This window comes from Streptomyces sp. MNU76 (assembly GCF_020982545.1).
Classification (GTDB): Bacteria; Actinomycetota; Actinomycetes; order Streptomycetales; family Streptomycetaceae; genus Streptomyces.
Genome location: NZ_JAJKLK010000030.1, coordinates 80,936 through 99,858, shown reverse-complemented (window position 1 = coordinate 99,858; position 18,923 = coordinate 80,936). Strand labels below are relative to the sequence as shown.

Below are 18,923 nucleotides of genomic sequence, written 5' to 3'. Positions count from 1 at the left end.
CGGCGCAGGCTGCCGGGCCGGGATGGGGCGGCCCCGTCGGGCGGGGAATGCCGACGGGGCCGCGCTGGGGAGGGTCAGTAGCGGACCCGGACGAGCTGGCCGTCCGTGCCGTGGGCGTTGTTGGTGACGTACACCTGGTCGCGGGGGCCGACGGCGAGGCCGGTGGGCTGGTTCAGCTGCCCGCCGGTCGGGATCTCGGTGACGGTCCTGCTCCCGGTGTCGATCTTCGACAGCTTCGCCGGCAGCGGCGGTCCGGCCTGGAAGCCCTCGGTGAAGGACAGGGCCAGCAGGTCGCCCCGGCAGTCCACCGCCAGGTCGATCAGGTTCGTCAGGCCGGTGACGAGCACCTCGGGCTGCTTGCCCGGCGCGGCCTTCCAGATGCGGGCGGAGCCGGCGACCATGCCGCTCATGTCGGCGAAGTACACCGTGCCGTCCTTGGCGCGGACGATGCCGGTGGGTACGGCCTCGGCGGTGCGCACGGGGGTGACGTTGACGGGCACCAGGAAGTCGGTGGAGGTGGTGCCGTCGCCGTGGACGCGGACGATGTCGTTGGAGCCGGCGTCGGTGACCAGGAAGCCCGGACCGCTGCGGATCAGGCCCCACGGGTTGGCGTGCACCTCGCCGCCGTCGGGGTTGAGCCGGGTCTCGTGGGCGGCGAGGTCGCCGAGGACCTTGCCGTCGCGGGTGCGGAAGACCGTGCCCAGGGTCGCCGCGTCGGGGCCCAGCGACGCCCGGTAGTCGGTGGTGCCGCCGAGGTTGCTGACGACGTCGTAGCCGCCCCGCGGGTCGGGCACGGCGTCGGTCGGTCCGCTCGCGCTGACCGGGGCGCCGGCGGCCACGCCTTGCGCGTGGGAGGCGAGTCCGCTCACCACGCGGCCCTTGGAGTTGCCCTTGACCTTGTAGACGCCGCCGGTACGGCCGACGCAGCTCTGTCCCTCGGCGCAGCCGGGAAGGCCCTCGCCGGCCTCGGCGACCAGGATCGTGCCGTCGGACAGGACGGTGATGCCGCGCGGGTTCTTCAGGTGGTCGGCGACGACCTCGATCGTGGCCGTGGTGCCGGCGTGCGCCGCCGGAGCGGTGAGCACGGGGGCCGCGACGACGGTGGCGGCGGCCGCCGTCATCAGGCCCGTTCTCCAGGACCTGCGTGTTATCGACATGATTCTCCCTAGCTCGCTCTTGGCTCCCGCTTCTTCCGGAGCAGCTGTGCAATCTGCGCCAGAATAGGGGAGAAATAGTGTTCACATAACCGAGGAAAAACAATTCCAGGGCGTATTGAATTGAAATTCGAGTGATGCTCCAGGGATATTTATTTCGGTGTTTTCAGTGCCCGGTCCACCAGCGCGGCGGCGGCTCCCGTGTAGTCGGCCGGATCGAGCAGCCGGGCCAGCGCGCGGGGCGTGAACAGGCGCTGGACGTCGGGGTGTTCGGCGAGGATCTCGGCGAGCGGCCGGGCCGTGTCCGCCGCCCGCAGCGAGGCGGCGGCCAGCAGCTGCCCGGCCGCCGCCCTGCCCAGATGCGGGGCGAGGGCCGCCGCGATGCGTTCGGAGACGAGCTGCCCGCCCGTCGCCGCCAGGTTGGCGCGCATCCGCTCCGGACGGACGGTCAGGCCCCGGACCAGCTCGACGGCGGTATGGGCGGCGCCGCCGGTCAGCCGCAGGCATTCGCGCAGGGGCTGCCACTCCGCGTGCCACACACCCGCCGAGCGTTCGTCCTCGGCCGGCAGACACTGCGCCAGGACGGTGGCCAGGGCGGGCACCTGAAGAGCGGCGGAGCGGATCAGGGTGGCCAGGACCGGGTTGCGCTTGTGCGGCATCGCCGACGACACGCCGCGGCCCTCGGCCGCCGACTCGGCCACCTCGCCGATCTCGGTGCGGGCCAGCACCAGCACATCCGCGGCGATCTTGCCGAGGGCGCCCGTGGTGCAGGCCAGAGCGGCTCCCAGGTCGGCGACCGGGGTGCGCAGCGCGTGCCAGGGCAGGGCGGGCACGGCCAGCTGCGTCTCCGCGGCGAAGGCGGGCAGCAGCGTGTCCAGCAGGCCGGCGGGGTCGGTGTCCGCAGCAGCAGGGCGTCCGCCGCCCCCGTACGGCGCATAGCCCGCCAGAGTGCCGGCCGCGCCGCCCAGGGACACCGGCAGCCCCTCCCCCAGCACCCGCTCCAGGCGCTCGACGGCGTCGAGCACCAACTGCCGCCAGCCGGCCGCCTTCAGCCCGAACGTGGTGGGCACGGCGTGCAGGGCGAGGGTGCGTCCCGCCATCACCGTGTCCCGGTGCTCGGCGGCGAGCGGCGCGAGGGTGCCGGCCACCGTGCGCAGGTCGGCGGTGATCAGCCGCAGCGCCCGGGCGGCCACCAGCATCGCGCCGGTGTCGAAGATGTCCTGACTGGTGGAGCCCCGGTGCACGTACTCCACGGCGTGCGGCGCGTCCCGTGCCACCGCCGCCGTCAGCGCCGCGATCAGGGGGACGACGGGGTTCGCCGTCTCCCGGGCCGCCAGCGCCACCTGCCGTACGTCGAGCCGCTCGGCGCGCGCCGCGGCGGTGATCGCCGCAGCGGCCCACGCCGGAACGGTGCCGCAGCGCGCCTGGGCGCGGGCCAGGGCCGCCTCCGCGTCCAGCATGGCCTGCAGCCAGGCCGCGTCGCCGACCGCGGCCTCGACGGGGGTGCCGGCGCGCACCGGGGAGAGCAGCCCGGCGTCCGGATGGGCCGTCGGCTCCCGTTCTCCGAGCGGCTGTTCATGCGTCGTGGTCATGCCGCGCTCCTCTGCGTCGCCGGCACCGCCGCCGCGGCGGGGGTCGTGGTCGTCGTCCCGGTCGTCGCCGGGGCGGTGTCGCGGGTCGCGGGGGCCGAGCGGAGCTTGGCGGGGGCCCGGGTCAGGGCCGCGGGCAGGGCGAGCACCGCGCCCGCGATGGCGTCGGAGTCCTCCAGCGTGACCGAGCCGACCCCCGGCCTGATGCCGGCCGCGGTCACCCAGTGCACGGACTCGGTGGGCACCCCGTAGGCGAAGCGCCGCGGATGCGGCACGTCCCGGGCGTCCAGCAGGCGGTAGGGCCGCTCGGTCACCGCCAGGCCGCCGGTCTCGTAGCCGCCGCCGGCGCCGGGGACGCGATGGGGCCGGCACCCACCGGTGCGCAGCAGCTGCCGCATCAGCGGGTCCGCGGTGCGCCTCAGGTCGATCTCGGGCAGCCGCGCCTCGATCAGCACCCCCGCACGCACCCGTACGTCCTCGATCTGCGTGGAGGTCGCCACGAAACAGGAGCCCTCCGCGTCGGTCTCGATCCGGATGCCGGGGCCGGTGACCTGGAGGATCCCGGCGTCCATCAGCGCGGCCATCTCCTCGATGCGGGAGGCGGGCGGGCCGATCGACAGGTAGGCGTTGAGCGGCGTGTACCAGCCGTCCAGCTCCGCGCGGTGGGAGTCGGCGTCGAGCCCGGCGTGGTCGACCGCGAGCCGCACCTCGTTGCGCAGGTCCCGCAGCACGTCCAGGGCCGCCTTGACGGGGCCGCTGACGTTGCCCTGGCGGGCCAGGCGCACGTCCTGCTCCAGGTGGCCGCGCAGCCACACGCCGAAGGACTGCGCGTCCTCGAAGCGGCGCTCGCCCCAGGGGCGGGTGACCAGCCGCCAGTCCCAGCGCTCCTCGGGCGCGATACCCGCCTCCTGGAGCAGCAGCTCCTCCTGGCGGCCCGGCGCGCAGGCGAGGAAGCGGCGGGCGAACTCGGCGATACGGTCCGCGTCCTGACGGCCCGCCAGCAGCGTCTCACTGTAGACGCACGCCACCTCCTTCGCGATCAGCGGCCACAGGTCGGTGCCGAAACGCAGCGGCCGCCGGCCCGGCGCGCGCAGCGCGGCGAGGTACTCCTCGGTCAGCAGGCGCGGGAGGTAACGGCCGTGCGCGCCCTTCTCGTTGTCGCCGCGCGCCTGGTACGGCACGCCGCGCCGCGAGCCCGCGTACAGGCGCGGTTCGCGGCCCGAGGGGCGGTAGACCAGGCGGCCGTCGGCGGCGCGTTCGAAGACGCCACCGCGGGCGTGGGTGAACAGCGCCATGTAGTCGAAGAAGTTCAGGCCCAGACCGCGCAGCAGGACGTTCTCGCCCGGCGCGACGCCCGACAGGTCCACGTCGGCGGGGTTGGCGGGCAGGACGTAGGTCAGGCCGTGGCCCTCGGCGAAGGCCGCCAGGCCGGCTTCGGTGTCCGTCGGTGCGACCGGCACATGGCCCTGGGCCAGCACCACCGCGGACAGCCCGGTCAGCCGGGTGCCGTCCTCCAGCACCACGGTCTGGGGGGCCGCGGCCGGCTCGGCGCGGGGGTCCTCCTCCAGGGCCACGGCCCGCTGGGGGTGCACTGTCACGGTGACGTGGTCCGGTGCGCCCGCGGTGACCTGGTCGAACACCCAGGTCAGGTAGTGGCCGTACAGGGCGCGGGTGGGGTAGCCGTCCGGGCCGAGGCCGCGTGCCTCGGCGAGGATCTCCTCGCCCGGCGGCAGGCCGGTGCCCGGGATGAGGGCGCCCGGGCCAAGGGCCGCCGCCCACTCGTACAGGCTCGGGCCCTCCTCCAGCGGTCCGTCGATGCGGACGCTGGCGTCGGTGTAGAGGGTGACCTGCGAGGCGACGGTGTTCATCAGCAGGTGCCGGGACTGCGAGGGCCGCCACACCCGGCCCGGTCCGGCCGGGCCGGGGTCGACCACGTGCACGGTGAGTTCGGCCCAGCGCGGGGAGCTGCGTTCCTGGGCGCACAGCCGTTCCAGGACGGACAGCCCCCGCGGTCCGGCGCCGACGAGGCACACTTCCATACGTCCGCTGCTCACAAGGACAGACCTCTCCTGAGGGTTCCGGGCGGAGCGGGGCGCGTGTGTGCCGTCGGCGACGTCTGCCTGCTCCGCCGCCACGGTCGGCCGAGGCGCTCAAACGAGGGTGGGACGGTGGTGGAGGCAGCGATGCCGGGAAGACGTCAGACGGCGGGGAGGCCGGACAGCAGGGAGGTCAGCCGGCCGAGGGCGCCGAGGAGCAGCTGCACCGCGCCGTCCACGGCCGGGGCGGGGGTGGTGCGGGCGCGGGTCGTGAGGTGGACCAGGGCGGTGACGGCGAGCAGCAGCAGGGCCGCGCGGCGGTAGTCGCCGCAGGCCCTGTCGTGAAGCGGCGGGGCAGGGCCGCGGCCGGGGCGAGGGCCAGCGCGCCGAGGCAGACGGTGGCCCAGGGCACCCACAGGTGGGTGGCGAGCGTGACGTCGGCCAGGCGGCCGGTGGACAGGGCCAGTACGGTCGCACCGACGAGGGTGGCCAGGTACGGGCCCCGTTCGCGGGCGGGCAGGCGTTCGGCGAACAGCGCCACCACGCCGGCCGTCGCCCCGCCCGTCCCCAGGCCCTGGACGACACGTGCGGCGAGCAGCGGGCCCGCGTCCCGGGCGGCGGCACCGAGCAGCGTGCCCGCCACGAGGAGGGCGAGGGAGCCGATCACGGCGCGGCGGCGGCCGTGCCGGTCGGCCAGGGCCCCGAGGGCGGGCAGGGCGGCGGCCGTCACCAGCGGGGCCCCGGTGGCCGCCCACGACGGACCGCCGCGCGCCGCGGACACGTCCAGCTGGCAGAACAGGATCGCCAGGACGAGCGGGGGCAGCAGCAGACTCACGGCGTGGCGGCGCACCACGGGCCCGGCGCGCCGTACGGCTGCCGTCGGCGCAGTGCGCCGTACGGCGGCCACGAGGGGTGTGCGCGGCGTGGCTGTGGCGTCCTTGGGGTGCATGGCGGGCTCTCGTGCCGGTCGCTGAGGCAACCGGACCCACCCCCTCTCCCCCGGCTCGTCGTCGGCGCCACCGCGCGCGGCAGGCAGTACAGCAAGGGCCGCTCAAGGGCGCGTCGAGGCCGGGTGCAGGCGGGGCGGGGTTCAGCCGTGCCCGAGTTTGAAGCCGACCCCGCGCACGGTCACGATCCAGCCGCTGGCGCCGAGTTTGCCGCGCAGGCTGCTGACGTGGGTGTCCACCGTGCGGCGTGACCATGTGTCACCCCAGACCCGGTGGAGCAGCTGCTTGCGCGGGATGACCGTCTCGGGGTGCGAGGCGAGCAGGCACAGCAGGTCGAACTCCTTGCGGGTGAGGGTCACGGCGACGCCGTCCACGGTGACCTCGCGGGAGTTGACGTCGATGCGCAGCGAGCCGTGCCGGATCTCCTCGACCGTGCTGGGCTGCCACCGGGTGCGGCGCATCACGGCCTCGATGCGGGCCATCAGCTCGCGCATCCCGTAGGGCTTGGTGACGTAGTCGTCGGCGCCGGCCTGCAGGCCCAGGACACAGTCCAGTTCCGAGTGGCGGGCGGTGACGATGATGACGGGGACGCGGCTGGCCGAGCGGATGGCGCGGCACACCTCCAGCCCGTCCAGGTCGGGCAGTTCCAGCGCGAGCAGCACCAGGTCGGCGTCGCCGTAGGCCTGCAGCGCCGCGCCGCCGCGGGTGACGCCGACGGGTTGGTGGCCGTGCCGGCGCAGCTGGGCGATCAGGGGGTCGCCGAGGTCGGGGTCCACCACCAGGACGCGCACCGCCGTGCAGACCGGGGCCGCGGCGGAGACCGGGGCGGCCTTGGAGGCCATGGAGGCCATGGGGGCCCCGGGTACGCCGTCGGCCGGGCGAACCGGCTGCGGGGCGGGTGTGTCAATCTCCGGCAGCGTCTGTGCCGTCGTCATCTGGCTCATGCCTCCCCCAAGGGTCCTGCGCGGCGGTCCGCTCCCGACCGTAGGCACCGGCGGTCGAGTCCGGCTGAAGCCCGGATACGGGGCCGCGTCCACGCGGTGACGGGTGGACCGGTGGACCGGCCGTCCGTGGTCCTACGGGTTCAGCACCCACGCCGAGGTGTGGGCGGTGAAACCGATGTGCGGGTAGTACTCCGTTGCGGCCGGCGCCGACAGCAGCACGATCTTCGCCGTCGGGGCCTGCTTGCGGGTGGCGTCGATCAGGGCGCGGCCGATGCCGGAGCGCTGGCGGGTGCCGGCCACCGCGATGTCGGACAGGTAGGTGACGTAGGAGAAGTCGGACACGCTGCGGGCGATGCCGACGAGCGTGCCGTCGGATTCACGGGCGACCAGGACGAGGTTGGCGTTGCGCACCATCGCCGCCATCCGCTCGCGGTCGTCGGCCGGGCGCCGCTCGCCCAGGCCGGAGCAGCGGTACACCTCCAGCACCTCGTCCAGGTCCAGGGCGGCGCCCTCCACCCGCTCAATCGTCCAGGTCACGAAGGATCTCCAATCGGCTGCGCACCACGTCGTGGTGGGTGAGGAAACGCTCGGGTCCGAGCGCGGGGAGGTCGATGCCCTCGTGGGCGAGCGTGGCGGAGAAGTGCTCGCCGGTGGCGATCGTCCGGTTCGCCGCGGCCTGCACCGAACGGTAGGCCCGCTCGCGTTCGACGCCCTCGCCCAGCAGGTCGGCGAGGACGGGCGAGGAGTAGATCAGGCCGTCGGTGGCGTCGAGGTGCGCGCGCATGCGTTCGGGGTGCACGGTCAGCGCCTGCACCAGTTCGGCCGCCTTCGTCGCCTGGAAGTGGCCCACGCACAGGCTGTCGGGCAGGACGACCCGTTCCACCGACTGGTGGGCGAGGTCCCGCTCGTGCCACAGCGCCACGTTCTCCAGGGCGGCGGAGGCGTAGCCGCGCAGCAGGCGGGCCAGCCCGCACAGCCGCTCGCTGGTGGTGGGGTTGCGCTTGTGCGGCATGGCGCTGGAGCCCTGGTAGGCGCCGGCCCGGGGCTCCTCGACCTCACGGACCTCGGTGCGCTGCAGCAGCCGCAGTTCCAGGGCGACCTGTTCGACGCAGGCGCCGAGCGCGGCGACCGCCTGCAGGAGCTGGGCGTGCCGGTCGCGGGCGACGACCTGGCTGGGCACGGGCTCCACGCCCAGGCCGAGCGCCCGGCACACGTGGGCCTCGACGGCCGGGTCGATCAGGGAGTAGGTGCCGACCGAGCCGGAGACCGTGCCGACGGCCACGGCCTGGCGGGCGGCGGTCAGCCGGGCCAGGGAGCGGTCGGCGGCGAAGGCGTAGCCGCCGAGTTTGTGCCCGAAGGTGGTGGGCTCGGCGTGGATGCCGTGGGTGCGGGCCACCATGACGGTGTCCCAGTGTTCCAGGGCCCGCGTCGCCAGGACGCGCCGCAGCCGCCGGGCGGCGGTGACGAGCAGGTCGGTGGCGCGGGCCAGGGTGTGGCCGAGGGCGGTGTCGACCAGGTCGTAGCTGGTCATGCCGAGGTGGACGTAGCGGGCGGAGTCCTGCGGGATCGGCTCGCAGTAGGCGGCGAGGAAGGACAGCACCTCGTGGTCGCGTTCCTTCTCGATCTCGGCGACGCGGGCGGCGAGCGGGACGGGCGCGCGGCGCATGTCCTCCAGGGCCTGGCGGGGTACGCGGCCGAGTTCCACCTGGGCCTCGGTGGCGAGGATCTCGACCTCGACCCAGGTGGCGTAGCGCGACTGGTCGGTGAACAGGTCGGCCATCTCGGGCAGGGTGTAGCGAGGAATCATCGTCGGCCTTCGTCCGGGGGTGGTGGGCAGAAGGGGCCAGGGCAGGAGTCCGCCGCGCGCTGTTACGCCGTCATAGGTGGGCGGGGAAGGGGTGTGGGGCTGGGGCCCGGTGCGGGGTGTGTCCGCGCCCCCGCACCGGGCCCGGCTTCGGCAGCGTTCCCTCAGTACGCTCCGAAGTACTCGCGCTGCTCCCACTCGGTGACCTGGCCCGGGGTGGGTGCGGCGTGTGTGGTCCAGGCCTCGTAGCGACGCAGTTCGCTCTCCTTGAGCCTGGTCAGGCAGGCGGTCAGCGGGGCGCCCAGGAGTCGGTCGGCGCGGCCGCCGGTGAAGGCTTCCAGGGCCTCGCGCAGGTGCTGGGGCACCACGTGGCCGGGTCCGTCGTCCGGCCCGCCCCCGGCCCCGGCACCGGTTTCGGGCGGGGTGGCGGTCAGGCCGGTGAGGCCGGCGAACAGCTGGGCGGCGATGTTGAGATAGGGGTTGGCGCACGGCTCGCCCATGCGGTTCTCGATGTGGGCGCCGGCGCCGCTGCCGACCAGGCGGAGCATGGCGGTGCGGTCCTCCACGCTGCAGCCGACGCGGGTGGGGGCCAGGGCGTGCTCGGCGGCCAGGCGGCGGTAGCCGTTGACGGTGGGCACCGACAGCAGGCACAGCTCGCGGGCCCAGGACATCAGGCCCTCGGCGTACGCCTTGCCCTGCGGGGACAGTCCGCCGGAGAAGCCCTCGGCGGAGAAGACGTTGCGGCCGGTGGCGCTCTCCACGACGGACTGGTTCAGGTGCCAGCCGCTGGGGTCGGCGGCGGCCAGCAGCGGCTGGGACATGAAGGAGGCGTGGTGGCCGCGGCGGGCGCAGAACCGCTTGGTGTGGGTGCGGAACAGCAGCATCGCGTCGGCGGTGTCCATGGCCGTCATGGGGCTGAAGGTGGTCTCCACCTGGCCGGGGCCCGACTCGTGCTCCATCGAGCGCAGGGGCAGGCCCAGGGCGAGCAGGTCCAGGGCGAGCGGGTCGGTGACGGGGGCGACGGTGTCGTAGGCGGCGTCCAGGTTGAACTGGTAGCCGGCGTTGACGGCGCACACGCGCGGGGCCCGGCCCTGCAGGCCGAAGCCGTTGCCCTCGTTGCCGGCCTCGTCGTCGAGGCGGCGGGTGAGGTACCACTCGACCTCCAGGCCGAGCACGGGGGTGAGCCGGCGGTCGGTGTAGGCGGCCAGGACGCGGCGCAGGACGGCCCGCGCGGACAGCGGGTGCGCGGTGCCGTCGCGCAGGTACTCGTCGCCGATCACCCAGGCGGTGCGCGGGCCGGGGCCGGGCAGCACCTGGAAGGTCAGCGGGTCGGGCACCAGGACGAAGTTGCCGGCGCCGGTGATCTCGTCGACGCCGATGCCGTGCTCGCCGCGGAAGTCGACGGCGACGGCGTGCCCGGTGTCGAACAGGAACGGGCCGGGGCTGAAGTTCATGCCGCCCCGCAGCACGCCGCGGAAGGCCTGCGCGGTGAGGGTCTTGGAGCGGGCGAGGCCGTGCGGGTCGGCGAAGGCGACGCGCACGAGGTCGACGTCGTCCAGGGCTGCTTCGAGGCGTTCGGCGGCGTCCTGCTGGGCGGCGTCCCACAGCCCGTGGTCGGTGACGAACGACGGGCGCCCGGCGCCGCCTTCGGCGACGGGGACGGACCATGACCTGGCATACATGGCTTCAGAGCGTCCTTTCGCCGGTGACGGCGGGGGTGAGGTCGGGCACGGGCGGGCGCGGCAGCGGCGGCAGCATCGCCTCCAGGCGGCGGGCCACGGTCAGGACGAGGTCGTCGGCGCCGACCGGGCCGACGAGCTGGAGTCCGGCCGGGAGCCCGGAGCGGGTCGGTCCGGCGGGCAGGGACACGGCCGGCTGGCCGGTCATGTTGTACGGGTAGGAGGCGGGTGCCCAGGCCAGCCACATCAGGTCGCGCGGGTCGGCCGCCCAGGGCGGTCCGACGGCGTCGGCCGCGAACGGCTCGACGGGCACGGTGGCCATGGCGAGCAGGTCGTAGCGGTCCATGACCGAGCGCAGGGTGGCGCGCAGGTTCTGGCGCACCTCCTCGGCCCGGATGACGCGTACGCCGCTGAGGGTGCGGCCGTGGCGGACGATCTCCAGGCGGCCGGGGTCGCAGAAGGACTCGATCTCCGGCGGGGTGCCGGCGGCCTCGGTGGCGGCGAGGATGTCGACGACGGCCGGGTAGAGGTTCTGGCAGCGCACCTCTACGTCCTCGACGCGGTGCCCCTCGGCCAGCAGTGCCTGTCTGCCCTGTTCGGTGACGCGGCGGATCTCCTCGTCGGTGCCCTCGTACTCGATCCAGCCGATCCTGAGGGCCCGCAGGTCGCGCGGGGAGTCCAGGGAGCCGAGTCCGGAGTCGGGGTCGGTGGGGTGGGGCCGGCGATGACCTGGCCGAGCAGGCGGCGTCGGCGCCGGCGGCGAGGGGCCCTGGTGGGCGAGGCGGTCGGCGCCGTTGGGCCAGTAGGGCACCCGGCCGTAGGAGGGTTTGTAGCCGACGACGCCGCAGAACGCGGCCGGGATGCGGATGGAGCCGGACCCGTCGGTGCCCAGCGCCCCCTCGCACAGTCCGGCGGCGACCGCGGCGCCCGCGCCTCCGCTGGAGCCGCCGCGGTCAGCCGCGGGTCGTAGGGGTTGCGGGTGGGCGGGGCGACGCGGCCGACGGTGCAGGCGCTCCAGCCGAACTCGGAGGTGGTGGTCTTGCCGACCACGACGGCGCCGGCCGCGCGCAGCCGGGCGACGGCCGGGGCGTCCTCGCGGGGCCGGTCGTTGGGCAGCAGCGAGCCGCGGGTGGTGGGCAGGTCCCGGGTCTGCAGCAGGTCCTTGACGGAGACGGTGACGCCCAGCAGCGGCTGCTCCCACCATGCCTCGCGGCCGCGTTCGCGGATACGGGCGTCGGCCTGCTCGGCGGCTTTGAGGGCCTCCTCGCCGCCGACGGCGACGTAGGCGCCCAGGGTGTCGCGTTCGCGGATGTCGGCCAGGACGGAGCGGACGTGGTCGACGACGGTGAGCTCTCCTCGGGAGAGGAGGTCCTTGAGGTGGCTGATGCTGCGGGCGGTCATCGGACTGTCCTCGAAGAGCGCCGGGGTCCGGGGAGCGGGCGGGGTCCGCCGTGCGGGTCAGGACGCACGGCGGACCTGCCCGGCGGCGGTGGCGTCGGTGCCGCCCGCGATGGCCGACCAGTGCCACGGGGAGTCGAACGCGGTGACCTCGACGGGCCGGCCGGCGACGGCCATCGCGGCGGCGAGGCTCGTGGCGCGGGCGACGAACGCCGACACGCGGTGCGCGGCGAGCAGGTCCTGCTCGTCGAAGGGTTCGCCGGCGCAGCGCAGCAGCCTGAGGTCCATGAAGCCGTGGAAGCGGTGTCCGTCGACCTCGACCGTCTGCGGGGTGCGCAGCGCGAACCGCACGTTGTTGTTGACGTGCCCGTGGTGGTGCTGGTCGGAGTGGAAGGAAATGTCGGGGAGGGTGGGGGGCACGAAGTGGTCGCGGGCCCTCACCTCCGGTTCGCGGGGCAGGTTGCCGGCGATGAAGTGCCAGGAGTTGTACTGCATGCGCGAGGACATGGCCCAGGCCGCGTCGGCGAGGGCGGCCTCGGAGCCGCCGAAGTGGCGGCGTGCCTCGGGGTCGGGGACCACGCAGCAGAAGAAGCGGGTGATGTCCCAGTCGCAGATCTCCGCCCAGCGTTCCTCGCGCAGGGCGAAGATCAGTTCGGGCAGCGACCGCATGCCGCGGCTCATGGTGAAGTCGGCCTCGAACGCCTCGGTGGTCGCCGCGACCGTCTCGTAGACGAGGGATTCCAGGCCGGTTTCGAAGTCGCCGTGCGGGTCGGCGAGCCAGTCGGGGGATGCGGCGAGATGGTCGCCGAGTTCGGCCAGGGTGGTGCCGGCCAGCGGGAGTCTCTCGGCCAGCCGGGTGCGGACGGCGTCCTCGCGGGCGCGGGCCCGCTGCCCGGGGGCGGCGGCCACCCGCTCGATCTTGTGCATGAGCGCGCCGTGGATCTCGCGGTAGAGCTGGGCGCCGCGCTGGGTGGCGGGGCGGTGTGCGCGCAGGGCGACGGCGAGGGCGTCCAGCGCGCGGATGTCCTGTGAGGCGGCCGGCGCGATGGTCTCGCCGCCCAGCACGCTGTTGTAGCCGCGGCGGATCCGCTCCAGCATGTGGGCGACGTGGCCGACGGTCAGCTGGGTGCCGTTGGCCTCCTCCACCCGGCCGGGGCCGGCCGAGCGGATGAGCAGGGTGAGGCAGACCAGCAGCTGCACCTCGCTGTCCGACCACAGGTCCAGCGGCCTTTGCTGAAGGTCGCTCAGGGTGCAGTCGGGGTGGCCGGGCCACAGGGTCTTGCCGGTGAGATTGTTGGGGCCGCGGAAGTTCGTGTACAGCTTGTCCTGCTGGTACAGCACGAACGGGGCGGTGCGCAGGGCCGCTTCCTTGGCCTGCTCCAGCAGTTCCTGCCGGCCCTGTTCGCCCTGCTGGTGCAGCCAGGTGCGGCAGTCGGCGGCCGAGCGGTCCTCGCGTGCGGCGGCGTGCCGCAGCAGCTCCTGGTAGGTCCGCAGGGTGCGGGACGTCCACGGCACCTGCCGTGGCCGGCCGACCAGTTCGGGCCGGGCGAGCGGCTCGCTCCCGGGCACCCGCACCCTGATGCGGCCGCCGGTGGACAGCCCGATCTCGCCGAGGAAGGCGGCCTCCCGCCCCTCCCGCGGGGCCGGCGCGGGGGTGTTCTCCTCGCGCCAGGACAGGGAGCACAGTGCCTGCAGCGCGGCCTCCTCGGCGCCGCCGAGCGCGCGCAGCTGCACGTCGGCGGGGACGTGGCCGTCGAGACTCAGCAGCACCTCGACGAACGAGCGCAGGTCGGCGGCCTGTTCGGCGCGGTGCCAGGTGTCCTTCAGCAGCCCGGGGAAGCCGGCGTCCGGGTCGAAGGCGTGGTCGGGTGTCTGGGTGCCGGCCGGGATGCCGAGCCGGCTGGGGCGGCGGCTGATCCGTTTGCGGGCGTTGGCGGCGCGGCGGGACTCGGCCCGTTCCTGGCCTCTCATGGGGTTTCCTCGGCGGTCAGCCCGATGTGGTTCCACATCGCCTCGTCGGTCGGCGTCCAGTCCTCGTCGACGTAGATGCAGTCGACGGGGCACTCCAGCACGCACGCGGGGCATCCCGAGCACAGCTCGGGGATGATCACCACGTCCAGGCCGCGGTCGAAGATGGCCCCGAACTCCGCGGGGCAGCTGCGCAGGCAGGTGTCGCAGGTGATGCACTCGGACTTCTCGATGCGGCGGGGCGGCTTCTTCCAGTTGTCGGGGCGGGCGCGTTCGGTGATCCGTTCGGCCCGCCCGGACAGCGCGGCCGACGAGGCGATCTTTTTCACGGCGGAGACCTTTTTCGTGAGTCGTCTTGACCACAGCCGGAGTCGGACGCCCTTGATGTTCCGGGACGTATCTAGACCGGTCCCTGAGCTGAGTTAAAGACCGGGTCGAGCCCCGGGGAGGGGCTGCTTCCGGTCAGGCCCGCCGGCTGGAGCAGCAGCCCGTGGCGGAGGCGGTGCGCAGTGGTCGCCGAGGAGGGCCAGGACGCCGTCGAGGTCCTCGGCGGGGTGCGCGCCGGTGCGGTGGGCGAGGTGGACGGCGCTGCCGTCGTGGCGGAGGGAACACACCGTTCACCGCCCGGCGGGGATCGGGCGGGCGGGTGTGCCGCGCAGCACGGAGTTGCCCTGGTGGGTGGGTCCGGTGGCGGTGAGGCAGAGGTCGAGACGGCCGGAGAGGGAGTAGAAGGCGACCGGGCTGCGCCACAGCACGAGGTCCACGGTCAGGAGCGCCGGGAGCCTGAGCGGGTCGGCCCAGGCCCGCACGGTGTCCCCGGCCGCGGGGCGGCCGGCGGGCGGGTGGCCGCGAGGCGAGCGGCGAGCGTGCGGGCCGGCACCGGCCCGCACGCCGGCCAGGCCGCCGGTTCCGCCGGTTCCGCCGGTTCCGCCGGTTCCGCCGGTTCCGCCGGTTCCGCCGGTGTGTTCAACGGGGGTCCTTCAGGCGTTCGGCGAAGGCGAGCAGGCGGGCGTACTGCTCGGCCAGGGAGGCCGGGGCGCCGGGGTCGGCGTCCTTGAAGTAGAAGGCGAGTTCGGGGCGTGGGCCGGACAGGCCGCGTTCGTGGGCGCGGGCCAGCAGCCGGGCCAGGTCCAGGACCAGCGGGGCGGCCAGGGCGGAGTCGCAGCCCTGCCAGATCGTCTGCAGGACCATGCGGGTTTCGAGGAAGCCGTCGAAGGCGACGTGGTCCCAGGCGGTCTTCCAGTCACCGAGCGCCGGTACGTCGTCGATGTGCACCTGGCCCTCGGGCGTCGTGCCGAGGGTGTCGGTGAGGACCCGTTCCTTGCCGGCGTTCTTCGCGGCCGCCGCGGCCGGGTCGGCGAGCGAGGCCCCGTCGCCGCCGCCCAGCAGGTTGGTGCCGGACCAGGCCCGCACGGCGAGCGCCCGCTGGGCGAACATCGGCCCGAGGACCGAGCGGAGCAGCGTCTGCCCGGTCTTGCCGTCCTGGCCGGCGTACGGCAGGCCCGTCACCGGCGCGGTCACGGCGAGCTGGGGGTGGCGCAGCCCGGTCGAGGGCGTGAAGTTGACGTAGGAACAGCCCACGCGCAGGGCGGCTGCCGCGTACAGGGAGCTGGCGGGCCAGCCGCCGGGCTCGGGGGCCGGTTCGGTGGTGGCGACGTTGACCACGACGGTGCGGGCCGCGCCGGTGGTGTGCGCGAACTCCCGCAGGTGTCCGGCGAGGACGCCGGTCAGTTCCTCGTGGCCGCGGCCGTCGCCGGGCAGGGGCACGCCGGGGCGGATCCGCTTTTCGGCGGCGGCCAGTTCCTCCCGGACCGAGGCCGGCATCCAGTGCGGCAGCACCCCTTGGGCGGCGAGGTCCTCCGCCCGTTTGGCCAGCGGGGTGGCGGCCGTGTCGTGGCCGCCGAAGACCAGTGAGGGCAGCGGGGGCAGGCCGCTGTCGGCGAAGGCGTCGGTCTCGGTGACCAGGCCCGTGGGCGGTATCAGGCCGGCCGCCAGCGCGGCGCAGCCGGCGATCGCCGTCGTGGCGAGCGATCCGCGCGCCCCGATCAGCCACACGCCGGTCGGCGCGGGGCGGCAGGAGTCTTCGGGTGAGGGGACACAGGCAGCCTCCATGAGGGTCGGTCGGGGCGGGGCGGCAAGCGGATGCCCGGTCAGAATGCCGAGCGGCCCGGCGGGCGGGCGTCGTTCTCCGGCGCGCGTCGAGCGGGCCGCGAGCCGCTCTGCGCCGGATGTGATGCGCGCCCGGGGCGCTCCCCGCTGATCCCGGCGTCGCGGCGGGCGTGGGGCCACGGCCGGTGGGCCGGGGCGCTCTCCATGGGAGCGGGGGCGCACTGTGGTCGGGGCGGAGCGGAGGATCCCGTTCATGGCCGCCGGGAAGGGCGGTGCCGCCCGTGCGGGCGGGGTCCTGGGGCCGTTGTCAAACCGGTGCGCCGGAACTCCAGCGGTGTCCGAGTCGCTCTCCAGGGCTGCGCCAAGGCCTGTCCCTACCGTGGTGGCCGGGTCCCTTCCGGCGGTTGGGACACCTTTTTTCCCGCCCCTGTCTGGAGGAATCTGATGCCCGAACTGCCGCCCCCGCACGTCGTCCGGGAAGCGGAGAAGGCCCGTGCGGATCTGCAGCGGCGGAGCCGTCAGCTGGCGCCTCCGCCGTTCGCCCTGCTGGAACTGGCCATGGGGTCCATGGTCACGCAGGCGCTGTATGTCGTGGCACGGCTGCGGGTCGCCGACGAACTCGCGGACGGCCCGCTCGGTGTCGAGCACCTCGCCGAGCGGACCGGCGCCGACGCCGACGCCCTGGGCCGGGTGCTGCGGCTGCTCGCCTCGCACGGTGTCTTCGCCGCGCGTGCGGACGGGACCTGGGAACTGACGCCGATGGCCGACGCGTTGCGTGCCGACCACCCCATGACGATGCGTGACATCGCCGTCCTGATGGGCCACCCCACGCACTGGGAGGACTGGAGCGGTCTGCTGGACTCGGTCGTCACCGGCGAGCCGAGCCCGCCCAAGCACCGCGGGATGGGTGCCTTCGAGTACCTGGAGCAGAACCCGGAGTACGGCGAGGTGTTCATCCGGGGCATGGGCAACATGTCCGACACCGAGACCGGACCGGTCGTCGCCGCCTACGACTTCTCGCGCTTCGGCACGGTCGTCGACTTCTGCGGCGGACGCGGCGGGCTGCTCTCGGGCATCCTGCGGCAGGCACCCGGGGCGCGGGGCATCCTGTCCGACCCGCGGGTGGAGGGCAACGGCGCGGCCGAGTTCCTCGCCGGGCAGGGGGTCGCCGACCGCTGCACCACCCACGCCGGCGGGCTGTTCGACCCGGTGGTGGAGGGCGGGGACGCCTATGTGCTCAAGCACATCGTCCACGACTGGCCCGAGGAGCAGGCCCTGCAGATCCTGCGCAACGTCCGGTCCGCGATCCGGCCGGACGGCCGTCTGCTGCTGGTGGAGATGGTGATCCCCGAGGAGGGCGAGGAGCCGCACTCGGGCAAGCTCGTCGACCTGTGGCTGATGCTCCTGGTCGGTGGCAGGGAACGTACCGCCTCCCAGTACGCCGACCTGCTCCTGCGCGCCGGCTTCCGCCTGGAGCGTGTGGTGGAGACGGCCTCGGCGGTCTCGATCGTCGAGGCGATCCCGGTCTGACCGGCCCCCGGTACGCCGCAACGGCCCCCGCCGCGCCTCAGTGAGGCGCGGCGGGGGCCGTTGCGGCGTACCGGGGGTGTCCCCCGCGCGGCGGGCCGTAGGCGCGCCGGAGCGGGGCGCCCCGTCACCAGGTGCCCCGCTCCTCGCTCCCCGCTACCCGCTACCCGCCGGTCAGCGGGCCGGGCCGAACCAGTGCCGCAGCGCCGGCTCCAGGCCCGTCGTCGTGGCACCGTCGGACGCCCAGGCCACGTACCCGTCGGGGCGGATCAGGACGGCCGTGGCGGCGGCCAGCGGGTCGGGCCCGTCGGCGGGCTTCAGTGTCGCGGTGACGACGTCGACCCGGTCCTCCCGGCCGGTCACCGCACGGCGGGTCTCCGCGTCGTCGGCCAGGTCCAGCAGGACGCCGCGTCCGGTGTGCAGCAGCTGGGCGACACGGGCCTCGCCGGCGGCGCCGATCAGCAGGCGCGGAGGCATCCGGCGGCCCGTCAGGGGGTGGGCCGGTGCTTCGGGTTCGCCGGGCACGGACAGGTCGTAGTGGATGTCGAGGTGGCTGACCAGGCCGGCCAAGTGGCGTTTGACGTCGTCGTGGGCGATGAGTTCGGTGAACAGTTCGCGCAGCGGCTCGGACTCGGCGCCGCCGAGGTAGACGGTGCCCTGGGCGCGGGTGTTCATCAGCAGGCGGCGGCCGGCCGCGTGGCGTTCGTCGTGGTAGGTGTCCAGCAGTGCCTCGCCGGCGTCGCCGCGGAGCACGGCGGCCAGTTTCCAGCCGAGGTTGGCCGCGTCCTGCACGCCGGTGCTCAGGCCCTGGCCGCCGGCGGGCAGGTGGATGTGGGCGGCGTCGCCGGCCAGGAGGACGCGGCCGCGCCGGTATTCGGAGGCCTGGCGGGTGGCGTCGGTGAAGGAGCTCACCCAGCAGGCGCTGCCGGCGCTGATGTCCTCGCCGGTGATGTGCCGCCAGGCCTGGGCGACCTCCGCGTAGGTGACGGTGCGTTCGCGGTCGTGGGCGGGCTGGCCGTCGGGGCAGACGATGATGCGCCAGACGTCCTCGGTGAGCGGGGCGGACATCACCATGCCGCCCGGGTAGCGCTCCCCCAGGTGACGGGCGCGCAGGTGGACGCCGGTGATGTCGGCGAGGTACATGCCGCGCCGGGCGTCGCTGCCGGGGAAGTCGAAACCGGCGGCCCGGCGCACCCGGCTGGCGCCGCCGTCGCAGCCCACCAGGTAGGCGGCGCGCAGGGTGCGGTCCTCGCCCGCGGGTGTGCGGACGGTGATCTCGACGGTGTCGCCGTCGAGGTGGCCGTCGGACAGGGACACGAACTCCCAGCCGCGCCGGATGTCGGCGCCGGTCTCGGCCGCCCAGCCCTCCAGCACCGCCTCGGTGTCGCCCTGGGGGATGCCCCGGGCTCCGAAGTGGGCGTCGGGCAGCACGGTGAAGTCGAAGACGGTGCCGCCGAAGTGGCCCATGGGGCTGGTCTCCAGGCTCTCGCCCTGTCCGAAGCGGGGCAGCAGGCCGCGCTGGTCGAACGTCTCCATGGCACGGGCGGTGAAGCCCAGGCCGCGGGACTGCCCGGTGGGAGCGGCGAGCTTCTCGATCACGACCACACGAGCCCCGCCCAGGCGCAGTTCACCGGCGAGCATCAGTCCGGTCGGGCCCGCCCCGACGACGATGACGTCGGTGTCGGTCGTGGTGCCTTCCACGGGTTCCATAGGGGTTGTTTCCTTCCTGGCGACGGGATCATGTCGGGCCCGGCAAGGGGTGGCGGTC

General features: G+C 74.5%; 14 protein-coding genes and 2 pseudogenes. 1 reads left to right on the top strand and 15 read right to left on the bottom strand.

From position 1 onward, the window contains the following. Positions 1-74: 74 nt before the first annotated feature. The 14 genes and pseudogenes from E4N62_RS44120 to E4N62_RS44055 form a co-directional block, all read right to left on the bottom strand. Positions 75-1,157 (bottom strand): ScyD/ScyE family protein, encoded by a 1,083-nt coding sequence (locus E4N62_RS44120; protein WP_230223874.1) that lies wholly within the window; start codon positions 1,155-1,157, stop codon positions 75-77. Positions 1,158-1,306: 149 nt separating this feature from the next. Continuing rightward, positions 1,307-2,746, bottom strand: coding sequence for a 3-carboxy-cis,cis-muconate cycloisomerase (pcaB, locus tag E4N62_RS44115; RefSeq protein WP_230223872.1), 1,440 nt, complete (start codon positions 2,744-2,746; stop codon positions 1,307-1,309). Continuing rightward, positions 2,743-4,797: an FAD/NAD(P)-binding domain-containing protein gene (locus E4N62_RS44110; protein WP_230223871.1), complete on the bottom strand. Its 2,055-nt coding sequence runs from the start codon at positions 4,795-4,797 to the stop codon at positions 2,743-2,745. Before E4N62_RS44110 ends, pcaB begins: the two co-directional genes overlap by 4 nt. Positions 4,798-4,972: 175 nt before the next feature. Continuing rightward, a complete protein-coding gene (locus tag E4N62_RS44105; RefSeq protein WP_230223869.1) occupies positions 4,973-5,728 on the bottom strand; it encodes an MFS transporter in 756 nt (251 codons plus the stop codon). Positions 5,729-5,869: 141 nt separating this feature from the next. Then, positions 5,870-6,670, bottom strand: a complete 801-nt coding sequence (locus tag E4N62_RS44100) for a response regulator transcription factor (protein WP_374117247.1) — start codon at positions 6,668-6,670, stop codon at positions 5,870-5,872. 132 nt (positions 6,671-6,802) lie between these two features. After that, positions 6,803-7,207 (bottom strand): GNAT family N-acetyltransferase, encoded by a 405-nt coding sequence (locus tag E4N62_RS44095; protein WP_230223867.1) that lies wholly within the window; start codon positions 7,205-7,207, stop codon positions 6,803-6,805. Beyond that, positions 7,191-8,477 (bottom strand): adenylosuccinate lyase, encoded by a 1,287-nt coding sequence (purB, locus tag E4N62_RS44090; RefSeq protein WP_230223866.1) that lies wholly within the window; start codon positions 8,475-8,477, stop codon positions 7,191-7,193. The genes E4N62_RS44095 and purB overlap by 17 nt, the downstream gene beginning before the upstream one ends. A 161-nt stretch (positions 8,478-8,638) precedes the next feature. Continuing rightward, positions 8,639-10,156: a glutamine synthetase gene (locus E4N62_RS44085; RefSeq protein WP_230223865.1), complete on the bottom strand. Its 1,518-nt coding sequence runs from the start codon at positions 10,154-10,156 to the stop codon at positions 8,639-8,641. Between the two features lie 4 nt (positions 10,157-10,160). Next, entirely contained in the window at positions 10,161-10,964 is an 804-nt protein-coding gene (locus E4N62_RS44080) for an amidase family protein (RefSeq protein ID WP_230224221.1), read from the bottom strand. A gap of 45 nt (positions 10,965-11,009) precedes the next feature. Next, positions 11,010-11,554 (bottom strand): annotated as a pseudogene (locus tag E4N62_RS44075) (amidase family protein); the annotation flags it as partial. Positions 11,555-11,611: 57 nt separating this feature from the next. Next, the gene (locus tag E4N62_RS44070) at positions 11,612-13,522 is read right to left on the bottom strand and encodes a hypothetical protein (protein WP_230223864.1); all 1,911 of its coding nucleotides are present in this window, start codon (positions 13,520-13,522) and stop codon (positions 11,612-11,614) included. Further along, entirely contained in the window at positions 13,519-13,848 is a 330-nt protein-coding gene (locus E4N62_RS44065; protein ID WP_184903552.1) for a 4Fe-4S dicluster-binding protein, read from the bottom strand. Before E4N62_RS44065 ends, E4N62_RS44070 begins: the two co-directional genes overlap by 4 nt. A gap of 288 nt (positions 13,849-14,136) precedes the next feature. Beyond that, positions 14,137-14,283, bottom strand: a pseudogene (locus E4N62_RS44060) (hydrolase TatD); the annotation flags it as partial. Positions 14,284-14,485: 202 nt separating this feature from the next. Further along, entirely contained in the window at positions 14,486-15,631 is a 1,146-nt protein-coding gene (locus tag E4N62_RS44055; protein WP_230223863.1) for an inositol-3-phosphate synthase, read from the bottom strand. 441 nt (positions 15,632-16,072) lie between these two features. Here E4N62_RS44055 and E4N62_RS44050 point away from each other — a divergent pair, with 441 nt between their 5' ends. After that, positions 16,073-17,158 carry an acetylserotonin O-methyltransferase gene (locus E4N62_RS44050; protein WP_230223862.1) on the top strand — a complete coding sequence of 362 codons (1,086 nt, stop codon included), beginning with the start codon at positions 16,073-16,075 and terminating at the stop codon, positions 17,156-17,158. A 171-nt stretch (positions 17,159-17,329) separates the two neighbouring features. On the opposite strand, the gene E4N62_RS44045 is transcribed toward E4N62_RS44050, so the two are convergent. Further along, on the bottom strand, positions 17,330-18,865 hold the full coding sequence (locus E4N62_RS44045) for an FAD-dependent monooxygenase (protein ID WP_230223861.1): 1,536 nt from the start codon (positions 18,863-18,865) through the stop codon (positions 17,330-17,332). Positions 18,866-18,923: the final 58 nt, after the last annotated feature.